This window comes from Streptomyces sp. NPDC057616, from assembly GCF_042800575.1.
In the GTDB taxonomy this organism is placed as follows: Bacteria; Actinomycetota; Actinomycetes; order Streptomycetales; family Streptomycetaceae; genus Streptomyces.
Window position 1 is genome coordinate 32,818 of record NZ_JBHVGU010000038.1, and the last position, 21,214, is coordinate 54,031.

At 71.4% G+C, this 21,214-nt stretch carries 19 protein-coding genes, 1 tRNA gene and 2 pseudogenes; 5 read left to right on the forward strand and 17 right to left on the reverse strand.

From position 1 onward, the window contains the following. Positions 1-54: 54 nt before the first annotated feature. From yajC to pgsA, 11 genes and pseudogenes are all read right to left on the reverse strand, one after another. Complete coding sequence (gene yajC, locus ACFU97_RS36150) at positions 55-564, reverse strand: preprotein translocase subunit YajC (protein WP_384265065.1); 510 nt, start codon at positions 562-564, stop codon at positions 55-57. A 190-nt stretch (positions 565-754) separates the two neighbouring features. Beyond that, positions 755-1,825 carry a Holliday junction branch migration DNA helicase RuvB gene (gene ruvB, locus ACFU97_RS36155; protein WP_384264982.1) on the reverse strand — a complete coding sequence of 357 codons (1,071 nt, stop codon included), beginning with the start codon at positions 1,823-1,825 and terminating at the stop codon, positions 755-757. Between the two features lie 52 nt (positions 1,826-1,877). Further along, positions 1,878-2,483 (reverse strand): Holliday junction branch migration protein RuvA, encoded by a 606-nt coding sequence (ruvA, locus tag ACFU97_RS36160; protein WP_384264984.1) that lies wholly within the window; start codon positions 2,481-2,483, stop codon positions 1,878-1,880. Beyond that, on the reverse strand, positions 2,480-3,019 hold the full coding sequence (gene ruvC, locus ACFU97_RS36165; RefSeq protein ID WP_384264986.1) for a crossover junction endodeoxyribonuclease RuvC: 540 nt from the start codon (positions 3,017-3,019) through the stop codon (positions 2,480-2,482). The genes ruvA and ruvC overlap by 4 nt, the downstream gene beginning before the upstream one ends. 123 nt (positions 3,020-3,142) lie before the next feature. Then, positions 3,143-3,895 carry a YebC/PmpR family DNA-binding transcriptional regulator gene (locus tag ACFU97_RS36170; protein ID WP_384264987.1) on the reverse strand — a complete coding sequence of 251 codons (753 nt, stop codon included), beginning with the start codon at positions 3,893-3,895 and terminating at the stop codon, positions 3,143-3,145. 49 nt (positions 3,896-3,944) lie between these two features. After that, on the reverse strand, positions 3,945-4,550 hold the full coding sequence (pdxT, locus tag ACFU97_RS36175; RefSeq protein ID WP_384264989.1) for a pyridoxal 5'-phosphate synthase glutaminase subunit PdxT: 606 nt from the start codon (positions 4,548-4,550) through the stop codon (positions 3,945-3,947). A 16-nt stretch (positions 4,551-4,566) separates the two neighbouring features. Continuing rightward, positions 4,567-5,478, reverse strand: coding sequence for a pyridoxal 5'-phosphate synthase lyase subunit PdxS (gene pdxS, locus ACFU97_RS36180; RefSeq protein ID WP_384264991.1), 912 nt, complete (start codon positions 5,476-5,478; stop codon positions 4,567-4,569). A 117-nt stretch (positions 5,479-5,595) separates the two neighbouring features. Further along, entirely contained in the window at positions 5,596-6,147 is a 552-nt protein-coding gene (locus ACFU97_RS36185; protein WP_384264993.1) for a hypothetical protein, read from the reverse strand. A gap of 70 nt (positions 6,148-6,217) precedes the next feature. After that, positions 6,218-7,387, reverse strand: a complete 1,170-nt coding sequence (locus ACFU97_RS36190) for a glycosyltransferase family 4 protein (protein WP_384264995.1) — start codon at positions 7,385-7,387, stop codon at positions 6,218-6,220. Then, positions 7,384-8,310 (reverse strand): phosphatidylinositol mannoside acyltransferase, encoded by a 927-nt coding sequence (locus tag ACFU97_RS36195; protein WP_384264997.1) that lies wholly within the window; start codon positions 8,308-8,310, stop codon positions 7,384-7,386. The genes ACFU97_RS36190 and ACFU97_RS36195 overlap by 4 nt, the downstream gene beginning before the upstream one ends. After that, positions 8,307-9,045 (reverse strand): annotated as a pseudogene (gene pgsA / locus ACFU97_RS36200) (phosphatidylinositol phosphate synthase). The gene ACFU97_RS36195 and the pseudogene pgsA overlap by 4 nt, the downstream one beginning before the upstream one ends. Positions 9,046-9,262: 217 nt before the next feature. On the opposite strand from pgsA, the gene ACFU97_RS36205 reads away from it, so the two are divergent. Both ACFU97_RS36205 and ACFU97_RS36210 read left to right on the forward strand, forming a co-directional pair. After that, on the forward strand, positions 9,263-11,461 hold the full coding sequence (locus ACFU97_RS36205; protein ID WP_384264999.1) for an elongation factor G-like protein EF-G2: 2,199 nt from the start codon (positions 9,263-9,265) through the stop codon (positions 11,459-11,461). A 218-nt stretch (positions 11,462-11,679) separates the two neighbouring features. Beyond that, on the forward strand, positions 11,680-13,341 hold the full coding sequence (locus tag ACFU97_RS36210; RefSeq protein WP_384265000.1) for a hypothetical protein: 1,662 nt from the start codon (positions 11,680-11,682) through the stop codon (positions 13,339-13,341). A gap of 193 nt (positions 13,342-13,534) precedes the next feature. Here ACFU97_RS36210 and ACFU97_RS36215 read toward each other — a convergent pair whose 3' ends face one another. Beyond that, the gene (locus ACFU97_RS36215; protein WP_384265002.1) at positions 13,535-14,095 is read right to left on the reverse strand and encodes an HIT family protein; all 561 of its coding nucleotides are present in this window, start codon (positions 14,093-14,095) and stop codon (positions 13,535-13,537) included. A 67-nt stretch (positions 14,096-14,162) separates the two neighbouring features. Here ACFU97_RS36215 and ACFU97_RS36220 point away from each other — a divergent pair, with 67 nt between their 5' ends. Continuing rightward, on the forward strand, positions 14,163-14,819 hold the full coding sequence (locus tag ACFU97_RS36220) for a potassium channel family protein (RefSeq protein WP_384265004.1): 657 nt from the start codon (positions 14,163-14,165) through the stop codon (positions 14,817-14,819). A 72-nt stretch (positions 14,820-14,891) separates the two neighbouring features. Here ACFU97_RS36220 and thrS read toward each other — a convergent pair whose 3' ends face one another. The 3 genes from thrS to ACFU97_RS36235 all read right to left on the reverse strand — a co-directional run bounded on the left by thrS (position 14,892) and on the right by ACFU97_RS36235 (position 18,786). Further along, entirely contained in the window at positions 14,892-16,868 is a 1,977-nt protein-coding gene (gene thrS / locus ACFU97_RS36225; protein ID WP_384265005.1) for a threonine--tRNA ligase, read from the reverse strand. Positions 16,869-16,990: 122 nt separating this feature from the next. Continuing rightward, positions 16,991-18,223 (reverse strand): hypothetical protein, encoded by a 1,233-nt coding sequence (locus tag ACFU97_RS36230; RefSeq protein WP_384265007.1) that lies wholly within the window; start codon positions 18,221-18,223, stop codon positions 16,991-16,993. Next, on the reverse strand, positions 18,220-18,786 hold the full coding sequence (locus ACFU97_RS36235) for a DUF4365 domain-containing protein (RefSeq protein ID WP_384265008.1): 567 nt from the start codon (positions 18,784-18,786) through the stop codon (positions 18,220-18,222). Before ACFU97_RS36235 ends, ACFU97_RS36230 begins: the two co-directional genes overlap by 4 nt. A gap of 169 nt (positions 18,787-18,955) precedes the next feature. Here ACFU97_RS36235 and ACFU97_RS36240 point away from each other — a divergent pair, with 169 nt between their 5' ends. Further along, complete coding sequence (locus ACFU97_RS36240) at positions 18,956-19,681, forward strand: 3'-5' exonuclease (RefSeq protein WP_384265010.1); 726 nt, start codon at positions 18,956-18,958, stop codon at positions 19,679-19,681. Positions 19,682-19,719: 38 nt separating this feature from the next. On the opposite strand, the gene ACFU97_RS36245 is transcribed toward ACFU97_RS36240, so the two are convergent. Together ACFU97_RS36245 and ACFU97_RS36250 are read right to left on the reverse strand one after the other, a co-directional pair. Beyond that, positions 19,720-19,791, reverse strand: a tRNA-Val gene (locus ACFU97_RS36245). A gap of 39 nt (positions 19,792-19,830) precedes the next feature. Further along, positions 19,831-20,277 carry an SRPBCC family protein gene (locus tag ACFU97_RS36250; protein ID WP_384265012.1) on the reverse strand — a complete coding sequence of 149 codons (447 nt, stop codon included), beginning with the start codon at positions 20,275-20,277 and terminating at the stop codon, positions 19,831-19,833. A gap of 67 nt (positions 20,278-20,344) precedes the next feature. Here ACFU97_RS36250 and ACFU97_RS36255 point away from each other — a divergent pair. Beyond that, positions 20,345-21,214: pseudogene (locus tag ACFU97_RS36255) on the forward strand (hypothetical protein); the annotation flags it as partial.

Genomic DNA, 21,214 nt, shown 5'->3' on the forward strand with positions numbered 1-21,214 from the left:
GAGCTGGACGTGTTCCGGGGCGCGCGGTGCTGGCCCGCGCGCCCTGGAGCACTCCTACTTCGCCTCGGAGTCGCCCTCGGTCTTCTTCGGCTCTGCGTCCGACTTGGCCTCGGCGGCCGACTTGGCCTCGGCGGCCGCGGTGTCGTCGGCCGGCTCCTCGGACGCGTCCTTCTTTCCGAGGTCGACGGACTTGTCGTCGGAGGCGGCGGCAGCTTCGTCGGCGGAGTCGTCGTGCTCGGTGAGGGAGGAGGCGTCGTCCGGGACCACGTCGGTGTCGGACTTCAGGTCGTGCTCGATGCCGTGCACGATGCGGTTGTACTCGTCGTCGGTCAGCACGGAACCGATGGCGTTCTTCGCGAAGAGGAGCTCGACGCCCGGGCCGGCGTCGAGGAGGACCGTGTCCTCGTTGACCTCCTTGACCGTCGCGTACATGCCCCCGATCGTGCGGACGCCGCTGCCGGGCTGCATCTCGTTGCGCATCTGTGCGGCCTGCGTCTGCTTGCGCTTGGCCGAGCGGGTCATGAGGAACATGGCCCCGATGAGCACGATGAAGGGGAGGAGCATGCCGATGTTATTCACGGGACGGATTTTCCTTCGCACGACCGCGATGGGGAGCGGCCTGATGGATGGGGGTATGTATACCGCCGACAACGGCGGCATCGGCGGAGTCTAAGCGAGTCCGCGCGCAGGGAACAACGTTCAGCATGGCACCTGGGTTCCTGGCCCGGCCAATGCCCGCGCCGTCACGATGCCATCACGTCCCGAACAGGTCCTGTTGTCCGTTTCCCGCAGTGGCCGAGCGGGGCGGGGTGAGCCCGAGGTGCGCCCAGGCCGCCGGAGTGGCGACCCGTCCGCGCGGGGTGCGGGCGAGCAGACCCTCCCGGACGAGGAACGGCTCGGCCACCTCCTCGACGGTCTCGCGCTCCTCCCCCACCGCGACCGCGAGCGTCGACAGGCCGACCGGTCCGCCCCCGAACAGCTTGAGCAGCGCCTCCAGGACGCCGCGGTCGAGGCGGTCGAGGCCGCGGGCGTCGACCTCGTACACCGCGAGGGCGGCCGCCGCGATGTCCCGCGTGATGATGCCGTCGGCCTTGACCTGGGCGTAGTCGCGCACCCGGCGCAGCAGGCGGTTGGCGATACGGGGCGTGCCGCGGGAGCGGCCGGCGATCTCCGCGGCGCCGTCGCCCTGGACCTCGACGTCGAGGAGGTTCGCGGAGCGGTGGATGACACGCTCCAGCTCGGCCGGCTCGTAGAACTCCATGTGGGCGGTGAAGCCGAAGCGGTCGCGCAGCGGGGGCGGCAGCAGGCCCGCGCGCGTGGTGGCGCCGACCAGCGTGAACGGGGGCAGCTCCAGCGGGATGGCGGTGGCGCCGGGCCCCTTGCCGACGATCACGTCGACCCGGAAGTCCTCCATCGCCATGTACAGCATCTCCTCGGCGGGCCGGGACATGCGGTGGATCTCGTCGAGGAAGAGGACCTCGCCCTCCTGCAGGGAGGAGAGGATCGCGGCCAGGTCGCCCGCGTGCTGGATGGCCGGGCCGCTGGTGATACGGATCGGGGCGCCCATCTCGGCCGCGATGATCATGGAGAGGGTGGTCTTGCCGAGGCCAGGGGCACCGGAGAGCAGCACATGGTCGGCGGTGGCGCCCCGCGCGCGTGCGGCGCGCAGGACGAGGTCGAGCTGCTCGCGGACCTTCTCCTGGCCGATGAACTCGCCCAGGTCCTTGGGGCGCAGGGCGGCCTCGACGGCCTGGTCCTCGTGGTCGGCGGACGCACCGACGAGCCGCTCGGGGGCGGGGGCGTCGGTCGGGTCGTCCCAGTTCACGGAGATCTCCTAGCTGGCGGGCGCGGTCGGGGCGGCCGGCGGGGCCGTCGTGTCAGCGGGCGCGGTTGAGGGTCTGCAGGGCCGCCTTGAGCAGCTGGCCGACCTGGGGCGTGCCCCCGGCGGCCTCGGCCTGCGGTGCCACGGCGGAGACGGCCTCGTCGGCCTCGCGGGTGGCGTATCCGAGGCCGATCAGCGCGGCGTGCAGCTGGTCGCGCCAGCCCTGGGTGACGGGTGCGCCGACCACGGGGGCGCCGATCGGCTCGCCCAGCCGGTCCTTCAGCTCCAGCAGCAGCTTCTGCGCGCCCTTCTTTCCGATGCCGGGGACGGCGGTGAGGGCCTTCTCGTCGCTCGTGGCGATGGCGCGGCGCAGGGCGTCGGGGCTGTGCACGGCCAGCATCGCCTGCGCGAGCCGGGGACCGACCCCGCTCGCCGTCTGCAGCAGCTCGAAGACCTGGCGCTCGTCGTCGTCCACGAAGCCGTAGAGGGTGAGCGAGTCCTCCCTGACGACGAGGGAGGTGGCGAGCTTGGCCGGCTGGCCGAGGCGGAGCGTGGAGAGCGTGTTCGGCGTGCACTGCAGGGCCATGCCGACCCCGCCCACCTCGATGACGGCGGCATCGGGGGCGAGCGCGGCGACCGTGCCGCTCACGAAGGCGATCATGCCGTACGGCCTTTCGTTGCGTTGGCGGCGTGCAGGGCGACGGCCTGCTGGAGCCGGTTCTGGGCGGGGGCGCGCCAGATGTGGCAGATGGCGAGCGCCAGCGCGTCGGCGGCGTCGGCGGGCTTCGGGGGTGCGTCGAGCCGGAGCAGGCGGGTGACCATGGCGCCGACCTGGGCCTTGTCCGCGCGGCCGCTGCCGGTGACCGCGGCCTTGACCTCGCTGGGGGTGTGCAGGGCGACGGGGAGGCCGCGGCGGGCGGCGCACAGCATGGCGACGGCGCTGGCCTGGGCCGTGCCCATCACCGTACGGACGTTGTGCTGGCTGAACACCCGCTCCACGGCGACGACTTCGGGCCGGTGCTCGTCCAGCCAGTGCTCGATGCCCTGCTCGATGGCGACCAGGCGCCGCCCCAACTCGGCGTCCACGGGCGTGCGTACGACCCCGACGTCCACCATGGTGAGCGGCCGGCCCGCGACCCCCTCGACGACGCCCACGCCGCACCGGGTCAGTCCGGGGTCCACTCCGAGTACCCGCACGCGCCCCTCCCCTCGGTGATCTTCGACTTCACGCCAGGCTATCCGCTGCCACCGACAACGGCGGCGGGCCGGTGGGACGTGTTGTCCCACCGGCCCGCCGAAACCGCTTCGTTCGCGGCAGCGTTACGCGTCGACCTTCTCCATGACCTCGTCGCTGACGTCGAAGTTGGCGAAGACGTTCTGCACGTCGTCGCTGTCCTCGAGCGCGTCGATCAGCTTGAAGATCTTCTTCGCGCCCTCCTCGTCCAGCTCGACCTGCATGGTCGGGACGAAGTTGGCCTCGGCGGAGTCGTAGTCGATCCCGGCGTCCTGGAGGGCGGTGCGGACGGCGACCAGGTCGGTGGCCTCGCTCAGCACCTCGAAGGACTCGCCGAGGTCGTTGACCTCCTCGGCGCCGGCGTCCAGGACGGCACCGAGGACGTCGTCCTCGGAGAGCTCACCCTTGGGGACGATGACGACGCCCTTGCGGTTGAAGAGGTACGACACCGAGCCCGGGTCGGCCATGTTGCCGCCGTTGCGGGTCATGGCGACGCGGACGTCGGAGGCGGCGCGGTTGCGGTTGTCGGTGAGGCACTCGATGAGCACCGCGACGCCGTTCGGCCCGTAGCCCTCGTACATGATCGTCTCGTAGTCGGCGCCACCGGCCTCGAGACCACCGCCGCGCTTGATCGCGGAGTCGATGTTCTTGTTCGGGACCGACTGCTTCTTCGCCTTCTGGACGGCGTCGTAGAGGGTCGGATTGCCCTCGAGGTCCACGCCGCCCATCCGCGCCGCGACCTCGATGTTCTTGATCAGCTTCGCGAAGAGCTTGCCGCGCTTGGCGTCGATCACGGCCTTCTTGTGCTTCGTCGTGGCCCATTTAGAGTGGCCGGACATCTGCCTGTCTCCTTCGCGTAACCCATCTCTGCAACGAACTCCAGAGATCCTACAAGGACTCCGGTGTCCGGGAGGCGCGCACCATGTCGACGAAGAGCGAGTGCACGCGGTGGTCGCCGGTCAGTTCCGGGTGGAACGACGTGGCGAGCGCGTTGCCCTGGCGGACCGCCACGATGTGGCCGGCGTGCTCCGCGAGCACCTCGGCCTCGGCGCCCACGGACTCCACCCAGGGGGCGCGGATGAAGACGCCCTCTACAGGATCGCCCTCGACGCCCCGGACGTCGACCGCCGCTTCGAAGGACTCGTTCTGCCGGCCGAAGGCGTTGCGGCGGACGATCATGTCGATGCCGCCGATCGTCTCCTGGCCCGAGCGCGGGTCGAGGATCTTGTCGGCGAGCATGATCATGCCCGCGCAGGTGCCGTAGACCGGCATGCCCGCGCGCACACGCGCGCGCAGCGGCTCCATCACGCCGAACAGGACGGCCAGCTTCGAGATGGTGGTGGACTCGCCGCCGGGGATGACCAGGCCGTCCACCTCGGCGAGTTCCTCGGGGCGCCGCACCGGCCTGGCCACGGCGTCGGCCGTGGCCAGTGCGGTGAGGTGCTCCCGTACGTCGCCCTGCAGGGCCAGGACGCCAATGACAGGAGTGTTCATGGGGTAGCTGTGGTCCTTACCAGCCGCGGTTGGCGTAGCGCTCGGCCTCGGGGAGGGTGTCGCAGTTGATGCCGACCATGGCCTCGCCCAGGTTGCGGGACGCGTCCGCGATGATCTTGGGGTCGTCGTAGAAGGTGGTCGCCTTCACGATGGCGGCGGCGCGCTTGGCCGGGTCGCCGGACTTGAAGATGCCGGAGCCGACGAAGACGCCCTCGGCGCCGAGCTGGCGCATGAGCGCGGCGTCGGCGGGGGTGGCCACACCACCGGCGGAGAACAGCACCACCGGGAGCTTGCCGAGCTCGGCGACCTCCTTGACCAGCTCGAAGGGGGCGCGCAGCTCCTTGGCGGCGGCGTAGATCTCGTTGTTGTCGCAGCCGCGCAGCTTGGCGATCTCGCCCTTGATCTGGCGCAGGTGGCGGACGGCCTCGACGACGTTGCCGGTGCCGGCCTCGCCCTTGGAGCGGATCATGGCCGCGCCCTCGGCGATCCGGCGCAGGGCCTCGCCCAGGTTGGTGGCACCGCAGACGAAGGGGGTGGTGAAGGCCCACTTGTCGGAGTGGTTGACCTCGTCGGCCGGGGTGAGGACCTCGGACTCGTCGATGTAGTCGACGCCGAGGGACTGCAGCACCTGGGCCTCGACGAAGTGGCCGATGCGGGACTTGGCCATGACCGGGATCGAGACGGCCCCGATGATGCCCTCGATCATGTCCGGGTCGGACATGCGGGCCACGCCGCCGTCCTTGCGGATGTCCGCCGGGACCCGCTCGAGCGCCATGACGGCGACGGCGCCCGCGTCCTCGGCGATCTTCGCCTGCTCCGGCGTGACGACGTCCATGATCACGCCACCCTTGAGCTGCTCGGCCATGCCGCGCTTCACGCGCGCGGTGCCGGTCTCGGGGGCCTGGTTTTCGGAGAGCGTGCTGGACACGGATGACCTCACTGAAGTGAAAGAGGGTTTCTGCAAGCTCCGAGGAAACGCGATTGGGCCAGTCCACAGCAAGGGCCAATGGGAAGCCGGTGGATCCTTTTGCCGGCCGTCGCGGCCCTACGACTGCTGGGGCGCGCGGTCGGCCAGGGCCGTCGGCGGCTCGTCGTCCATCTCGAAGGCCATCGGGAAGGGGGCGTGGCCGGCCAGCCGGAACCAGCGGACCTTGCGGTGCTCGCGCAGCCGGCGGGCCGCGCCGACGGCGTCGTTGTGGAAGCGGCGGGCCATCGGGACGCGGCGCACTGCCTCGGTCAGCTCGCGTGCGGCCGCGTCGCCGCCGGGTGCCTCACGGACCGCCTCCACCTGCTGCGCCTCCGCGAACACGGCGCGCAGGGCCTGGCTGAGCTCGCTCTCAGCGACCTCCCGCTGCTCCTCCTCGGCCTGCCTCGCGGCGTGCGCGGCCTCGTACAGGACGATCGAGGCGGCCGGGTCCAGGACGCCGGAGGTGGCCAGTTCCTGGGCCACGGAGGCCCTGCGCAGCAGCTGCGCGTCGAGGGCGGCGCGGGCGGCGTCGATCCTGGCGTGCAGCCGGTCGAGCCGGCCCGCCGTCCAGCTCAGGTACAGGCCGACGGCGACGAGGACGACGAGGATCCAGATGAGGGTGACGGTCACGGGGGCACACGTTACCCGGGCGTTCACGGGCGGTTGCCGTCAGCGGCGGCACCCCCCGCGCGGGCACCGGTCAGTCGCGCGCCAGCCCGAACCGCGCCCGCAGACCCGGCCCCCGCTCGTCGTCGGCGGCCGCGACCGCCGCCGCGCCCGCCGTCACCGTCTCGTACACGGAGAGGATGTCGGCCCCGACCGTCGACCAGTCGAAGCGGCGTACGTGCTCGCTCCCCCGCGCCCGCAGCTCGGCCCTGCGCGCGGGGTCGCCGAGCAGCCGCACCGCCGCCCGGGCCAGCGCGTCGGGGTCCTCGTTGGCGAACAGCTCGCCGGCCGCTCCCTGGTCCAGCACCTGCGCGAAGGCGTCCAGGTCCGAGGCGAGCACCGGCGCGCCCGCCGACATCGCCTCGACCAGGATGATCCCGAAGCTCTCGCCGCCGGTGTTGGGGGCGACGTACAGATCGACGCTGCGCAGGAAACCGGCCTTCTCCTCGTCGCTGACCATGCCCAGGAACTCCACGCGCGGGCGCAGTTCGGCGGGCAGCGACTCGACCGCCTCCTTCTCGTCACCGCGGCCCGCGACGAGCAGCCGGGCCTTCGGACGCTCGGCGAGGATCTTCGGCAGGGCCCTCATCAGGACGGGCAGGCCCTTGCGGGGCTCGTCGATGCGGCCGATGAAACCGATGGTCTCGCCCTGCCACTCGGGGTTGGGCTTGGCCCGCGCGAAGAAGTCGACATCGACGCCGTTCGGGATGACGACGGCGTCGCCGCCCAGGTGCTCCACCAGCGTGCGGCGCGCGTACTCGCTCACGGCGATCCGGGCGCTGATCTTCTCCAGGGCCGCCTGCAGGATCGCGTACGCGGCGATCATCGCACGGGAGCGGGGGTTGGAGGTGTGGAAGGTGGCGACGATCGGGCCCTGCGCGGCCCAGCAGGTCAGCAGGCCCAGGGACGGCGAGGTCGGCTCGTGGATGTGGATCACGTCGAACCGGCCGTCGTGCAGCCAGCGGCGCACCCGCGCCGCCGACAGGAAGCCGAAGTTCAGCCGCGCCACCGAGCCGTTGTACGGCACCGGGACCGCGCGGCCGGCGGAGACGACGTACGGCGGCAGCGGGGTGTCGTCGTCGGCGGGGGCCAGCACGGAGACCTCGTGGCCCAGCCCGATGAAGTACTGCGCGAGGTCGCGGATGTGGAACTGGACGCCGCCGGGCACGTCCCACGAGTACGGGCAGACGATGCCGATCTTCACGGCCGCTCCCCGGCCGCACCGTCAGCCGGGCGGGGCTGAAGGTCCTTGAGCCACAAGCGCTGGAGCATGTGCCAGTCCTCCGGATGGTCCGCGATCCCCGTGGCGAAGGCATCGGCCAGCGCCTGTGTCATGACAGACGTCTTTTCGGGCCGGTCACCTGTCTCGGGCACCTCGATCGGAGGATGCACCCGCCCCCGCATGACCGGCGAGTCGTCGTACCAGAGTGTCACCGGCAGGAGCAGCGCGCCCGTCTGCTGGGCGAGCAGGGCGGGTCCGGCGGGCATGCGGGTGGCCTCGCCGAAGAACCGGACCTCGACGCCCGAGGTCGACAGGTCGCGCTCGGCGACCAGGCAGACCAGGCCGCCGTCGCGCAGCCGCCGGGCCAGCGTGCCGAAGGCGCTGCCGCCGCTGTGCGGCAGGACCTCCATGCCCAGGCCCTCGCGGTAGGCGACGAAGCGGTCGTAGAGGGTCTCGGGCTTGAGGCGCTCGGCGACCGTGGTGAACGGCGTCTCGAGCTCGGTGGTGACCCAGGCGCCGGCGAGGTCCCAGTTGGCCATGTGCGGCAGCGCCAGGATGACGCCCCGGTCGGAGGCGATCCCGTCGGTCAGGTAGTGCACGTCCTTGGGGTCGAAGCCGCCCTTTATGCGCTCGGCGCTCCACGCCGGGAGGCGGAATGACTCCATCCAGTAGCGCAGGTACGACCGCATGCCCGCGCGCGAGAGCTCGGCGAGGCGCTCGGGGCTCGCGCCGGGCACCACGCGCGCGTAGTTGCTCTCCAGGCGCTGCACGCCCTTGCCGCGCCGCTTCCAGGCGAGGTCGGCGATGCTGCGGCCGAGGCGTACCGCGACCGGCTCGGGGAGGTTCTTGACGGTGCTCCAGCCGAGGCCGTAGAGCCCGTCCGTCAACCGGTCCCGGGCGCTCACTTGGCCGCCTCGCTCCCGTGCGAGGCGTTCTCCGGCGTGCCCGCCTCGGCCTCGGCCTCGGCCGACTCCCGGCGGACGGTGACGACCCGCTGGATCAGCGTGACCAGGCTGCCCACGGCGACGATCCACAGCGCGACGGGCAGCAGGTACTGGATGCCCGGCACCCCGAAGTTGTGCATCCCGGCGAGGCCGGCCGCCACCAGCGAGATGACCAGGCGCTCGGCGCGCTCGACGAGGCCGTTGACCGCCACCGGCAGCCCGATCGACTCGCCCTTGGCCTTGGTGTACGACACCACCTGGCCGCTGGCCAGGCAGAAGATGGAGACCGCGCACAGCACGTTGTCGTCGCCGCTGCCCGCGTACCAGAGGGCGAAGCCGCCGAAGATCGCCCCGTCGGCGACCCGGTCCAGGGTCGAGTCGAGGAAGGCGCCCCACCGGCTGGAGCGGCCCAGCTGGCGGGCCATGTTGCCGTCGACGAGGTCGGAGAAGACGAAGAGCGTGATCACGATCGTGCCCCAGAAGAACTCGCCCCTGGGGAAGAAGACCAGCGCGCCGGCCATCACGCCGGCCGTTCCGATGAGCGTCACCGTGTCGGGACTGACCCCCCGGCGGATCAGAAACGCGGCGAACGGCGTGAGGACACGCGTGAAGAATGCACGCGCGTACTTGTTCAGCATGGCCTTCCCGACGGTCGGTGTGGCCGGCTCGGCCCCTGCTGGCCACCGGCTGGCCCATCGTAGCCACGCGCGCGCGTGTGCGACGGTCGGGCACCCGCACGCCGCCGTCACGGCCTGAAGGCAGACGGGTAACGGCGCGATCGCGTCGTTCGTATGGACGCACCGTGACGGGAGTGGAAAGCTCGAAGGACCGCGGGCGTCGTCGGAGCCGCCACCGCACGCGGCCCGGCATGCCCGCGCCCACAGAGACCTCACCGTGCACGGGAGGCAAGGCCATGGGCGACAAGGCAAGCACACATCCCGGAGCCGCCGGCAGGGCTACAGCGGCCGACCACCCCGCGTCCGTACGGAATGTGGTGCTGGTCGGCCACTCCGGATCGGGCAAGACGACACTGGTGGAAGCTCTCGCGCTCACCGCGGGAGCAGTGAACCGGGCAGGCCGCGTGGAGGACGGCGGCACCGTCTCGGACTACGACGAGATCGAGCACCGGCAGAATCGTTCGGTACAGCTCTCCCTGGTGCCCGTCGAATGGGACGGCATCAAGATCAATGTCCTCGACACCCCCGGATACGCCGACTTCGTCGGAGAACTGAGGGCCGGTCTGCGAGCGGCGGACGCGGCCCTTTTCGTCGTCTCGGCCTCGGACGGCGTGGACGGCTCGACGCGCATGGTGTGGGAGGAGTGCGCGGCCGTCGGCATGCCGCGGGCGATCGTGATCACGCATCTGGAGTCCGCCCGCGCGGACTTCGAGGAGATGACGCGGATCTGCGCCGAGGCCTTCGGCGGGGACGACCCCGACGCCGTGCTGCCGCTGTACCTGCCGCTGCACGGTCCGCAGGGACCCGACGGGCACGCGCCCGTGACGGGCCTGGTGGGGCTGCTGTCGCAGAAGCTGTTCGACTACTCCTCCGGCGAGCGCAAGGAGTCCGAGCCCGGCGAGGACCAGCTGCCCGGGATCGACGAGGCCCGCAACCGGCTGATCGAGGGGATCATCTCGGAGAGCGAGGACGAGACCCTCATGGACCGCTATCTGGGCGGCGAGCAGATCGACTTCAAGACGCTCGTCGAGGACCTGGAGCGGGCCGTCGCGCGCGGGGTCTTCTTTCCCGTCCTGGCCGCCGCCCCCGCGGCCGAGGGCGCCCGGCAGGGCATCGGCACGGTCGAACTGCTGGAGCTGGTCACGGGCGGCTTCCCGACGCCGTTCGAGCACCCCACGCCGGGTGTCACCACCATCGACGGCAAGACCCGCGAGATCAAGGCGTGCGACACCGAGGGACCGCTGGTCGCCGAGGTCGTGAAGACGTCCTCCGACCCCTATGTCGGCCGCGTCTCCCTGGTCCGGGTCTTCTCCGGCACCCTGCGCCCCGACGAGACGGTGCACGTCTCCGGGCACGGCCTGTCCGACCGCGGGCACGAGGACCACGACGTCGACGAGCGCGTCGGTGCGCTGTCCACGCCCTTCGGCAAGACCCAGCGGCCGGTGACGCACGCCATCGCGGGCGACCTGGTGTGCGTGGCCAAGCTCGGCCGCGCGGAGACCGGCGACACCCTCTCGGCCAAGGACGATCCGCTGCTCATGGAGCCGTGGGAGATGCCCGACCCGCTGCTGCCGCTCGCCATCCAGGCGCACAGCAAGGCGGACGAGGACAAGCTCTCCCAGGGCCTGTCCCGGCTGGTCGCCGAGGACCCGACGATGCGGCTCGAACAGAACCAGGACACCCACCAGGTGGTGCTGTGGTGCCTGGGCGAGGCGCACGCGGACGTCGCGCTGGAGCGGCTGCGCAGCCGCTACGGCGTCCAGGTCGACGTCGTACCGCACATGGTCTCCCTGCGGGAGACGTTCGCGGGCAAATCGGCGGGGCGCGGACGCCATGTGAAGCAGTCCGGCGGGCACGGGCAGTACGCGATCTGCGAGATCGAGGTGGAGCCGCTGCCCGGCGGCTCGGGCATCGAGTTCGTGGACAAGGTCGTCGGCGGCGCGGTGCCGCGGCAGTTCATCCCCTCGGTCGAGAAGGGCGTGCGCGCCCAGGCGGCCAAGGGGGTCGCGGCCGGGCATCCTCTCATCGACGTCCGCGTGACGCTCCTCGACGGCAAGGCGCACTCCGTGGACTCCTCGGACGCCGCCTTCCAGACGGCCGGTGCGCTCGCACTGCGCGAGGCCGCGTCCGACGCCAAGATCCATCTGCTGGAACCGGTGGCGGAGGTCTCGGTCCTGGTCGGCGACGACTACGTGGGCGCCGTGATGAGCGACCTGTCGGGGCGGCGCGGCCGGGTGCTGGGCACCGAGCAGACCACCGGCAACCGCACACTGATCCGCGCCGAGGTGCCCGAGATCGAGATCGGGCGGTACGCCGTGGACCTGCGCTCCCTCTCGCACGGCACCGCGCGCTTCAACCGCTCCTACGCGCGGCACGAGCCGATGCCCCCGCAGATCGCAGAAAGGATTCGTGAAGAGGCGCGCGCCGCCTCGTAGTTGGCGCCGGGCGCGTCCGGGTCGCTCGTACGGACCGCTCCCCTCCCTGCCGGCGGACGGCTTCGGCCGTCCGCCGACGGATGTCGGTGCCTGCCGATACGCTGATGACGTGATCAAGTCGGCGCGGAATCGGCGCACCGGCCTGATCAACAGGTGTGCGGAGCAAGGAAGTCGGGAAGAGCCGCAGAGGCGAGGTCGAGCGGCGATCGGGGGCGGGCATGACCGTTGAGAGCGGCTACGGGGACATCTTCGGGCCCCAGGTGCCGCGCACGGGCGACGAGGGCCAGACCGCGACGTACGCGCTGGCCTCGGCGACCTACCGGGACAACCCGGTCGCGGACATCAAGAAGGCCGACAACGAGTGGCACCAGACGACCCTCAAGCCGGGCCGCAGCTGGACCACCCTGTTCCGGCCCAACCTGGGCGAGGCCTACTCGCGGGCCGTGGTCGACCGCATGGTGGGCCCCGGCCGCAAGCCGCTCATCCAGTCCTTCGGGGCCGAGCCGCAGGTCGTCGTCGAGCACGCCCTCGCGGCGAACAACATCCGCAAGGACCGGGACAACAGGCTTGCCATCGTCATGGTGCTGTGCGGCCTGTTGTTCCTGCCGGGGCTGCTCGTCTGGCTGATGATCTTCACGATCCGCCAGACCGTGGCCAAGCGCGACGACAAGCGGGCCGGCGCCCTGGCGACGACCCTGCTGGTGGCGGTGGGCGCGCTGGCCGTGATCTTCCTGATCCGGATGCCCTTCGAGGGCTTCTGGGCCTGGTATGCGCGCGCCTGCGTGATCATGCCGGTCATCGGCTGGTTCTGGGCCAAGCAGATATGCGAGCGCACCGCGAAGGACCTGCGCGGCCGCTGGGACAGCCTGCTCGCCGGCAGCAGCGTCGGCGCCAAGGTGCCGGAGGCCGTGCCGACCGGCCCCGGCGAGACGAAGGCGGACGCGCTGCGCCAGTCCCTCGCCAAGCTCGCCGCCGAGCAGCAGTCCAACTCCGTCTTCTACGCCGGGCCCAAGGGCATCCTCGGCATGGGCACCCGCTGGGGCAGCTGGCAGCTGGCGGAGGACCTGGTGCCGGCCGACCCGACCCGGGAGATCCACCCGTTCCGCAGCTGGGACGTCATCCGCGCGATCCAGGACCAGTTGAGCATGCTGGAGCGCAACACCCTGAACACCGGCGGCTTCCCCAAGCCCTCCATACGCCACTGGATCGTCACGCCGATCGGCGAGGGCGCGAAGGCGGTGTCCCGTCCCGAGGGCACCGACGTGGAGGCGTACCAGGTCAGGACCCACGCGATACAGGACATCTGCAACAAGCAGCAGTTCGGCGCGGGTGACCGGCACTACCTGGGCGTCCAATGGACGCTGTGGGACGGGCAGTTGATCATCACCATGATGATCACGGTGACCGTGCTGCACGAGACGCTGCGCATCGAGGTCACCGGCCATGCGCTGGGCCCCGTGAACTCACTGTTCACCAGCAAGCCCGAGGCACCCTCCAAGCAGGTCCAGAAGTCCTTCAAGCCGTGGGAGACCCGGACGGTCACCCTGCCGCTGGTCGACACCGACGAGGTGGTGCGGCTGTCCGTCCGCGCCCCGATCTCCTGGTACCCGCCCCTGCTGAACTGGCTCGGCGGCACGATCGTCCTGCCGGAGCCCTTCGGGATGCGGCACGCGTGGGCAGACCAGCCGTGGCGGCACCGCTTCATGGCGGACGACGCCCTGCGGGCGGCCACCCCGGTGCTGCGCGTGGTGCACGCGGCGGCGATCCGGGTGCTGAACGAGAACGGCGTGAACACGGAGAAGTTCGGCACGCGCTCGGCGTTCCTGTCGACGGCTGTTCAGGATGTGACGCCGAAGAAGGCGGACGTCTACGACGCGTAGGCCGCCGGCGGTTCGGCGGGTGTGTCGGTGCGGGTACGGGTACGCGTGCGGGCGTGGACCTGGGGGCTGCGCCCCCAGACCCCCTGCCGGCCTTCGGCCTTGTCCTCAAGCGCCGGACCGGCTGGGTGGTACGCCGGACGGGCTGGGTGATGCGGCGGACCGGCGGGTGACGCGGAGGGTAAGCCGGTGTCCGTCACGCCGTCGGCCAGGACTCCGCCAGCATTTTCCTCGTGTCCGCCAGCAGCTGCGGCAGCACCCGTGTGTGGCCGACGACCGGCATGAAGTTCGTGTCGCCGCCCCAGCGCGGGACGATGTGCTGGTGGAGGTGGGCGGCGATGCCCGCGCCCGCGACGGTGCCCTGGTTCATGCCGATGTTGAAGCCGTGCGCCCCGGAGGCGGTGCGCAGCGCCGTCATCGCCTGCTTGGTCAGCGCGGCGAGCTCGGCGGTCTCGGGGTCCGTCAGGTCCGTGTAGTCGGCGACGTGACGGTAGGGCACGACCATGAGGTGGCCGCCGTTGTACGGGTAGAGGTTGAGCACGGCGTAGACCTGCTCGCCGCGCCGGACGATGAGCCCGTCCTCGTCGGACTTGGCCGGGATGGAGCAGAAGGGACAGCCGTCCTCGGCACCCGGGCCGGTCGGCTTGTTCTCGCCCTGGATGTAGGCCATCCGGTGGGGCGTCCACAGACGCTGGAAGGCGTCCTGCGTCCCCACTCCCCACTGCTGCTCCGGCTCACTCGTCATGAAGTGCAGCATATGGCGTCGCCCGTTCGCGGCGTGTCGGCGGGGTTACGGGAAAAGCCCGCCGGGCCAAGCTGGGCTCGTGGACGATGACACTCGCAGAGCCTCCTGGGAGCAGCGCACCGAGCTTCCGCTCGCCGTCGCGTCGCTGGCCTTCCTCGCCTCGTACGCGGTCCGCGTTCTGGCGCCCGGTCTGACGGACCCCGTGCAGGACCTCGCCCTCGCGGTGCTGCTGGCCTCGTGGGCGTCGTTCCTCATCAACTACGCGGTGCTCTGGCGCCTGAGCGGGCAAGGGCTGAGCTATGTGCGGAAGCATCCGCTGGACGCGGCGGTGGTGATCCTGCCGCTGCTGCGCCCCCTTCGGGTCGTGAAGGTCTACGAAGCCGTGCAGCGGCGGCACGGCAAACCGCGGCTGCCCCTGCACGCGCGCGTGATCGCGTACTCGGGGCTCGCGACGGTGCTCCTCGGCTTCGCCGGTGCCCTCGCCGTCTACCAGCAGGAGCGCGGAGCTCCGGGCGCCTCGATGAAGAACTTCGGGGACGCCGTCTGGTGGGCCTGCGCGACCCTCACGACCGTCGGTTACGGCGACGTCGTCCCGGTGACCCCGCTGGGGCGGCTCATCGCGGTCGGCATGATGGCCATCGGCCTGGCGCTGCTCGGCGCGGTGACCGGCACCTTCGCCTCCTGGCTGCTGCAGGTGTTCTCCCGGGAGGACGACGAGAGGCCCCCGGGAAGCTGACCTCCCGAGGGCCTCCGTACGACTGCTCCGTACGGCGTCCTGCCTACGACGCGCTCCGTACGGGGCGCAGGATCAGACCTGCGTCCGCTCCTCCACGACCTTCACGATCTTGGCGATGGCGTCGTCGACCGGGATGCCGTTCTCCTGCGAGCCGTCGCGGTAGCGGAAGGAGACCGAGCCGTTCGACATGTCCTCGTCGCCCGCGATGACCATGAAGGGCACCTTCTGCTTCTGGGCGTTGCGGATCTTCTTCTGCATGCGGTCCGAGGAGGAGTCCACCTCGATCCGCAGGCCCTTCTTCTTGGCCTCGGCGGCGAACTTCTCCAGGTACTCGACGTGCGCGTCGCCGATCGGGATACCGACCGCCTGGACCGGGGCCAGCCACGCCGGGAAGGCGCCCGCGTAGTGCTCCAGCAGGACGGCGAAGAACCGCTCGATGGAGCCGAAGAGCGCACGGTGGATCATGACCGGGCGCTGCTTGGTGCCGTCCGCGGAGGTGTACTCCAGGTCGAAGCGCTCCGGCAGGTTGAAGTCGAGCTGGATCGTCGACATCTGCCAGGTCCGGCCGATGGCGTCCTTGGTCTGGACGGAGATCTTCGGGCCGTAGAAGGCGGCGCCGCCCGGGTCGGGGACCAGCGGCAGGCCCTGCTTCTCGGCGACCTGGCGCAGCGTCTCGGTCGCCTCCTCCCAGACCTCGTCGGAGCCGACGAACTTCTCCGGGTCCTTGGTGGACAGCTCCAGGTAGAAGTCGGTCAGGCCGTAGTCACGCAGCAGGCCGAGGACGAAGGTGAGCGTCTTGTCGAGCTCGTCCGCCATCTGCTCACGGGTGCAGTAGATGTGCGCGTCGTCCTGGGTGAAGCCGCGGGCCCGGGTCAGGCCGTGCACGACGCCCGACTTCTCGTAGCGGTACACGGTCCCGAACTCGAAGAGGCGCAGCGGCAGTTCGCGGTAGGAGCGGCCGCGGGCGTCGAAGATCAGGTTGTGCATCGGGCAGTTCATGGGCTTGAGGTAGTAGTCCACGCCCTCGTCGAGCTGCATGGGCGGGTACATGCCGTCGGCGTACCAGTCCAGGTGCCCGGACGTCTCGAAGAGCTTCCCCTTCGTCGCGTGCGGGGTGTAGACGAACTCGTAGCCCTCCTCCTCGTGCCGGCGGCGCGAGTAGTCCTCCATGACCCGGCGGATGATGCCGCCCTTGGGGTGGAAGACGGCGAGGCCGGAGCCGATCTGCTCCGGGATGGAGAACAGGTCGAGCTCGCTGCCGAGCTTGCGGTGGTCGCGCTTCTCGGCCTCGGCGAGGAAGTCGAGGTGCGCCTTCAGCTCGTCCTTGGTCGGCCAGGCGGTGCCGTAGATGCGCTGGAGCATCGGGTTCTTCTCGCTGCCGCGCCAGTAGGCGGCCGCGTTGCGCATCAGCTTGAACGCCGGGATGTACCGGGTGGTCGGCAGGTGGGGACCGCGGCAGAGGTCCTTCCAGCACAGCTCGCCGGTCTTGGCGTCCAGGTTGTCGTAGATCGTCAGCTCGCCCGCGCCGACCTCGACGTCCGCGCCGTCGTCGTGCGAGGCGGAGCCCTTGAGGCCGATCAGCTCCAGCTTGTACGGCTCGTCGGCGAGCTCTGCGCGGGCCTCCTCGTCGGTGACCACGCGGCGGGAGAAGCGCTGGCCGCGCTTCTGGATCTCCTGCATCTTCTTCTCGATGGCCTTGAGGTCATCGGGGTGGAAGGGCTTCTCGACGTCGAAGTCGTAGTAGAAGCCGTCCTTGACCGGCGGGCCGATGCCCAGCTTGGCCTCGGGGAACAGCTCCTGCACGGCCTGTGCCATGACGTGCGCGGTGGAGTGGCGCAGGATGGCCAGACCGTCCTCGGAGGAGATCTCGACCGGCTCCACGACCTCGCCCTCGGCCGGCGCGTACGCCAGGTCCTTGAGCTCGCCGCCCACGCGCGCGGCGACGATCGAGCGCTCGCCGGCGAAGAGCTCGGCGGCCGTAGTGCCCGTCGTCACCACGCGCTCTTCCCGCTCGGAATCGCGTTGGATGATCACACGGACGTCTGACACCGGTCTCTCCTGACTGAAGGTGGAGTGCGGCGCCATACCAGGAGCGCGCGCAATAGGGGATCGTACCGACCCCGACCCTCCGACCGCGAAACGGTTGCCTTTCGGAAAAGATCAGTCCGGATTCAGTCGCAGTCCTCGCCGCTGCACGCCTCCTCGAAGAAGTCGAGATTCTCCTGCAGCGACTTCAGCAGCCGGTCCCGCTCCGCCTCCTCCACCTGCACCGGTACGACGCCGGTGGCGCCGGTCAGCCGGCGGAAGCCGCCCCGGGACTCCAGCCGCCCGTGCAACCGCACCGGCAGCCCCACGAGATGGGCGTGCCCGGCGATGCGGTAGTCCTCCTCGTCGAGGGTGATCCGGACGTGCGGGACCTCGGCCCCCGCGATCACCCGCAGCCGCACGCTGCCCTCGCCGCGCGGTCCCGGCCTGCGCATCCGCACCACGGTGCCGGTGATCCGGACGGGCACGGACGGCTCCTCGCGCAGATAGCGGGCGCCGGCCTCGCGCAGCACGGGCAGGTCGCCCGGCGAGAACTCCACGGGCTCGACGCCCGCCACGCAGTCCTCGGGCACCCCGGCCGCGGGCGCCCACTCGACCCCGATCCTGGCGCCCTCGGTGCCGCTGACCAGGGCGATCAGCGCCTCGGTCAGCTCCCGGCTCACGCCCGCCTCGACGGCGCCGTCGAAGGCGTCCATGCCGCCGGTCGCGCGCTGGTAGTCGACGGCCTCGCGGGCGGCGTACAGCGCCTGGTGCAGCCGTACGGCCAGGGGCCGTCCCGTGCCCACGGGCACGAACGCGGTGAGACGGCCGTCGCCGGCGGCTGGCCCCACCAGGACGCTCTCCAGCAGGGCGGCGGCGGAGCGCCGGTGCCGGGCGCCGTAGTAGCCCGCACGCGCGCGCGTGGCGAGCGCGGCGGCGAGCAGCATCTGGCGTGCGGCGGTGCGCAGTTGCTCCTCCACGCTCCAGGGCGCGGAGTCGGCGGGGCCGGACGGCGCGTCCCGCCACCAGCGGATCTCGTCGCTCGGCACGGCGAGGGAGACGAGCACCTCGCGGGCGGACGGTGTACCGCTGCGGCTCAGTGCGAGCAGCGCCTCGCCGAGCAGGTCGTCGCTGTCGGGGAAGGCGCGGCTCTCCGGCACGAGCAGGCTGGTGCCGCCGCCGGGGCCGGGCGGGGTCCAGCGGCCGTAGCGTCCGGGGGCGCCGCCGCGGCGCTGCCAGCCGTGCCGCTGCAGCAGGGCGCCGAGCACGGCGGGGTCGACCTGGCCGGGCTCGGGCGGCCGGTGCCAGGCGGCGCCGGCGATGTCGTCGGGGTGCGACCTCACGGGCCGGAGCGGCTCCTCCAGGGGGCGGTGCGTCATGGTCTGCCTCCCGTCCCGACCCGCGTCATGATCTCGCACAGCGCACGGTCGTCGAAGATGCGCGCGGTCGGTATCCGCACGGTGGTCCGGGTCCGGCCGGTGATCGGGTGCCCGGCGAGGTTGACCCAGTAGCAGCAGTGCCTGAGGTCCAGCCGGTCGTGGCTCGCCCTGAGCCAGTCGTCCTGGGCGCGCGGGACGAGCATCACCACCAGGATCTTGTGCACCGACACGGGTGTGCGGGCGAGTTTGCGCAGATGGTCGTTGTCGAGCGTGAAGGAGAAGAAGCGGCCCGGCGGGTTCGGTGGCACCTGGTACGTGCACTTGAGCTGCACCTTGATGGTGACCTCGTCGTCGACGGTGTGTCCGGGCGAGCCGTGACTGACGTGCCAGTCGATACCGTTGTCCGGGAACGGCTGCGACAGCGAGCAGCCGGCCGCCGCGGCGACCGCGTGCAGATAGCCCACCTGCAGTGTCTCCATGCACGCGGTGGTGGCGAGTGTGCCGCGAAGGGGGCCCGTGCGTTCGGGCAGCAGCCCGCCCCGCTCGGGCTGCGCTATCGCCATGACCAAACAGCCTTCCAAGCCAAGTGTTTCCCCGCTGCGGGCCGCTGAACTGCAAAGACCCGCACTCCTGTTGTGTCCTTCCGGCGTACGTCGCAAACAGCCCGGGTATCACCAAACGGGCAGAAGACGGGACGTCAGCTGCCGTGGGTGAACGAGGAGTTGTGCGGACATGACGTGCTGGTACGAGGGGCCTCTGGCCGCCTTCGACACGGAGACCACGGGCGTCGACGTCGAGACCGACCGGATCGTGTCGGCCGCCGTCGTCGTCCAGGACGCCCCGGGGTCCCGGCCCCGGGTGACGCGATGGCTGGTCAACCCGGGTGTGCCGGTGCCGGAGGCGGCGACGGCGGTGCACGGGCTGACGGACGAGCACCTGGCGCGCAACGGCCGCTGGCCGGCGCCGGTGATGTACGAGATAGCGGAGGAGCTGGCCGAGCAGGCTGCGATGGCCCGCCCGCTGGTCGTGATGAACGCGCCCTTCGATCTCACGCTGCTGGACCGCGAGTTGCGCCGACATCGCGCCTCGTCACTGGACCGCTGGTTCGAGGCGTCGGCGCTGCGGGTCCTCGACCCGCGGGTCCTCGACAAGCACCTCGACCGCTACCGCAAGGGCCGCCGCACCCTGACCGACCTGTGCGCGCACTACGGCGTGGACCTGGAGGGCGCGCACGACGCGGCCGCGGACGCCCTGGCCGCCCTGGACGTCGTACGGGCGCTGGGGCGCAGGTTCACCGCGCGCCTGGAACGCCTCTCCCCCGCCGAATTGCACACGCTGCAGACGACGTGGCACGCGGCCCAGGCACGCGGTCTCCAGGCGTGGTTCGCGAGGAGCGGCACGGACGAGATCGTCCACACGGAGTGGCCGCTGCGGCCGGACCTGCCCGCGGCGGCATGACAAAGGCCGGTCCGCTGCTGCGGACCGGCCTTTCCCGGTGGGCGATACTGGGTTCGAACCAGTGACCTCTTCGGTGTGAACGAAGCGCTCTCCCACTGAGCTAATCGCCCGGGAACGGACTGAACAATACAGGTCCGGGCGGGCTCGCATCAAACCGCTTCCAGGTGGGCGGCCAGACCCCGCCGTCCGGCCCGCATCATCAGCCCGTGGTTGGCGCGGAAGAGCGGCCGTCCCGGGACGGCGAACCTCCTGAGCAGCGGCTTGTGCACGTCGACGGCCTGCTCGTAACGGGCCAGGGTGCCGGCGTCGGCCGCGGTGACCGTCCAGCGTGCCCAGCCCTCGACGTCGCCGGTCATGGCGATCTCCAGGACGCCGGCGTGGGGGTCGCGGCGCGTCTCGCGGGCGGTGAAGCGCAGGTCGTAGGGGAGGAGGGAGCGGATCCGGATGATGCCGGTGGTGTCGTCGAGGCGGGTCACCTCGCGTACCTGGGGCCACCAGCGGGGGTACTCCTCGGCCTGCTCCAGCGCCTCGTAGACGGTGGCGGGCGCGACGGGCAGCGACCAGAGACTGCGGAAGCGGTAGTGCGTCCAGTCCATGCGAGGAGTGTGCCCGTACGCAGGGCGTTCCGCCGGGGATCTGAGTACGTTCTGAGTACGGGGACTCATGTCGTGTGACGTGACGCGGACCACACTCACTGCCATGACGCATGTTCCGCCCCCGGCCGAGGAGTTGCGGTTCCTCGACGCCGAGCTGCGGCAACTGGACGCCCGCCGGGCCCAGTTGCTGCACCGCCGCGCCTGGCTGGTCGCCGCGCTCCAGGCCGCCCCGGCCGCCCCCGCCGCCCCAGCCGTCCCCGCGAGCCCGGCACGGCAGGCCCCCCTCGGCCCGCCCCGCCCGGAGGCCACGGCATCCGGCGTGCAGAACCTCCTCCTGGTGCTCGGCGGCACTCTGCTCACCCTCGCGGCGATGGTGTTCACGCTGGTCAGCTGGGGGCACATGGGGATCGCGGGGCGGGCGCTGGTGCTCGGCGCGGTGACGGCGGCCGCGCTCGCGGCGCCGCTGCCGCTGCTCGGGCGCGGGCTGCGCTCGACCGCCGAGTCGCTGGCCGGCCTGGCGCTGGCGCTGACGGTGCTGGACGCGTACGCGGTGCGGCACATCGCCTTCACCGGCGTGGACACCGCGGCGTACACGGCGATCGCCTCGGCGCTGCTGGCCGCGCTGTGGACGGCGTACGGCCTGCTCCCGCACCTGTCCGGGCTGCGTCTGCCGCTTCCGGCAGCGCTGGCCGCGGCCCAACTCCCGCTGCTGTGCTGGGCGATCTCGGTCTCGGCGGGTGCCTTCACGATCACGGCCGCGCTGTTGCTGACGGCCGGGTTCGACACCGTTGTGGCGCTCCGAGCGACCGCCCGGTCCGTACGCGTCCTCGCCGTCGTCGGCGCGTACGGCATGGGCGCCTGGGGCGTACTGGCGGCCGGCTGGCTCTCCTGGGGAGCAGCCGGCCCGGATCCCGCCGCCCCTGAGGCGGAGTTCCCC

Excerpts from the sequence above, each read along its gene's own strand:
- ACFU97_RS36170 (WP_384264987.1), bottom strand. The coding sequence starts at position 3,895 with ATGTCCGGCCACTCTAAATGGGCCACGACGAAGCACAAGAAGGCCGTG.
- pdxT (WP_384264989.1), bottom strand. The coding sequence starts at position 4,550 with ATGAACACTCCTGTCATTGGCGTCCTGGCCCTGCAGGGCGACGTACGG.
- ruvA (WP_384264984.1), bottom strand. The coding sequence starts at position 2,483 with ATGATCGCCTTCGTGAGCGGCACGGTCGCCGCGCTCGCCCCCGATGCC.
- ACFU97_RS36230 (WP_384265007.1), bottom strand. The coding sequence starts at position 18,223 with ATGACGCACCGCCCCCTGGAGGAGCCGCTCCGGCCCGTGAGGTCGCAC.
- yajC (WP_384265065.1), bottom strand. The coding sequence starts at position 564 with ATGCTCCTCCCCTTCATCGTGCTCATCGGGGCCATGTTCCTCATGACC.
- ACFU97_RS36235 (WP_384265008.1), bottom strand. The coding sequence starts at position 18,786 with ATGGCGATAGCGCAGCCCGAGCGGGGCGGGCTGCTGCCCGAACGCACG.
- ACFU97_RS36215 (WP_384265002.1), bottom strand. The coding sequence starts at position 14,095 with ATGCTGCACTTCATGACGAGTGAGCCGGAGCAGCAGTGGGGAGTGGGG.
- ACFU97_RS36210 (WP_384265000.1), top strand. The coding sequence starts at position 11,680 with ATGACCGTTGAGAGCGGCTACGGGGACATCTTCGGGCCCCAGGTGCCG.
- ACFU97_RS36250 (WP_384265012.1), bottom strand. The coding sequence starts at position 20,277 with ATGGACTGGACGCACTACCGCTTCCGCAGTCTCTGGTCGCTGCCCGTC.
- ACFU97_RS36205 (WP_384264999.1), top strand. The coding sequence starts at position 9,263 with ATGGGCGACAAGGCAAGCACACATCCCGGAGCCGCCGGCAGGGCTACA.
- ACFU97_RS36240 (WP_384265010.1), top strand. The coding sequence starts at position 18,956 with ATGACGTGCTGGTACGAGGGGCCTCTGGCCGCCTTCGACACGGAGACC.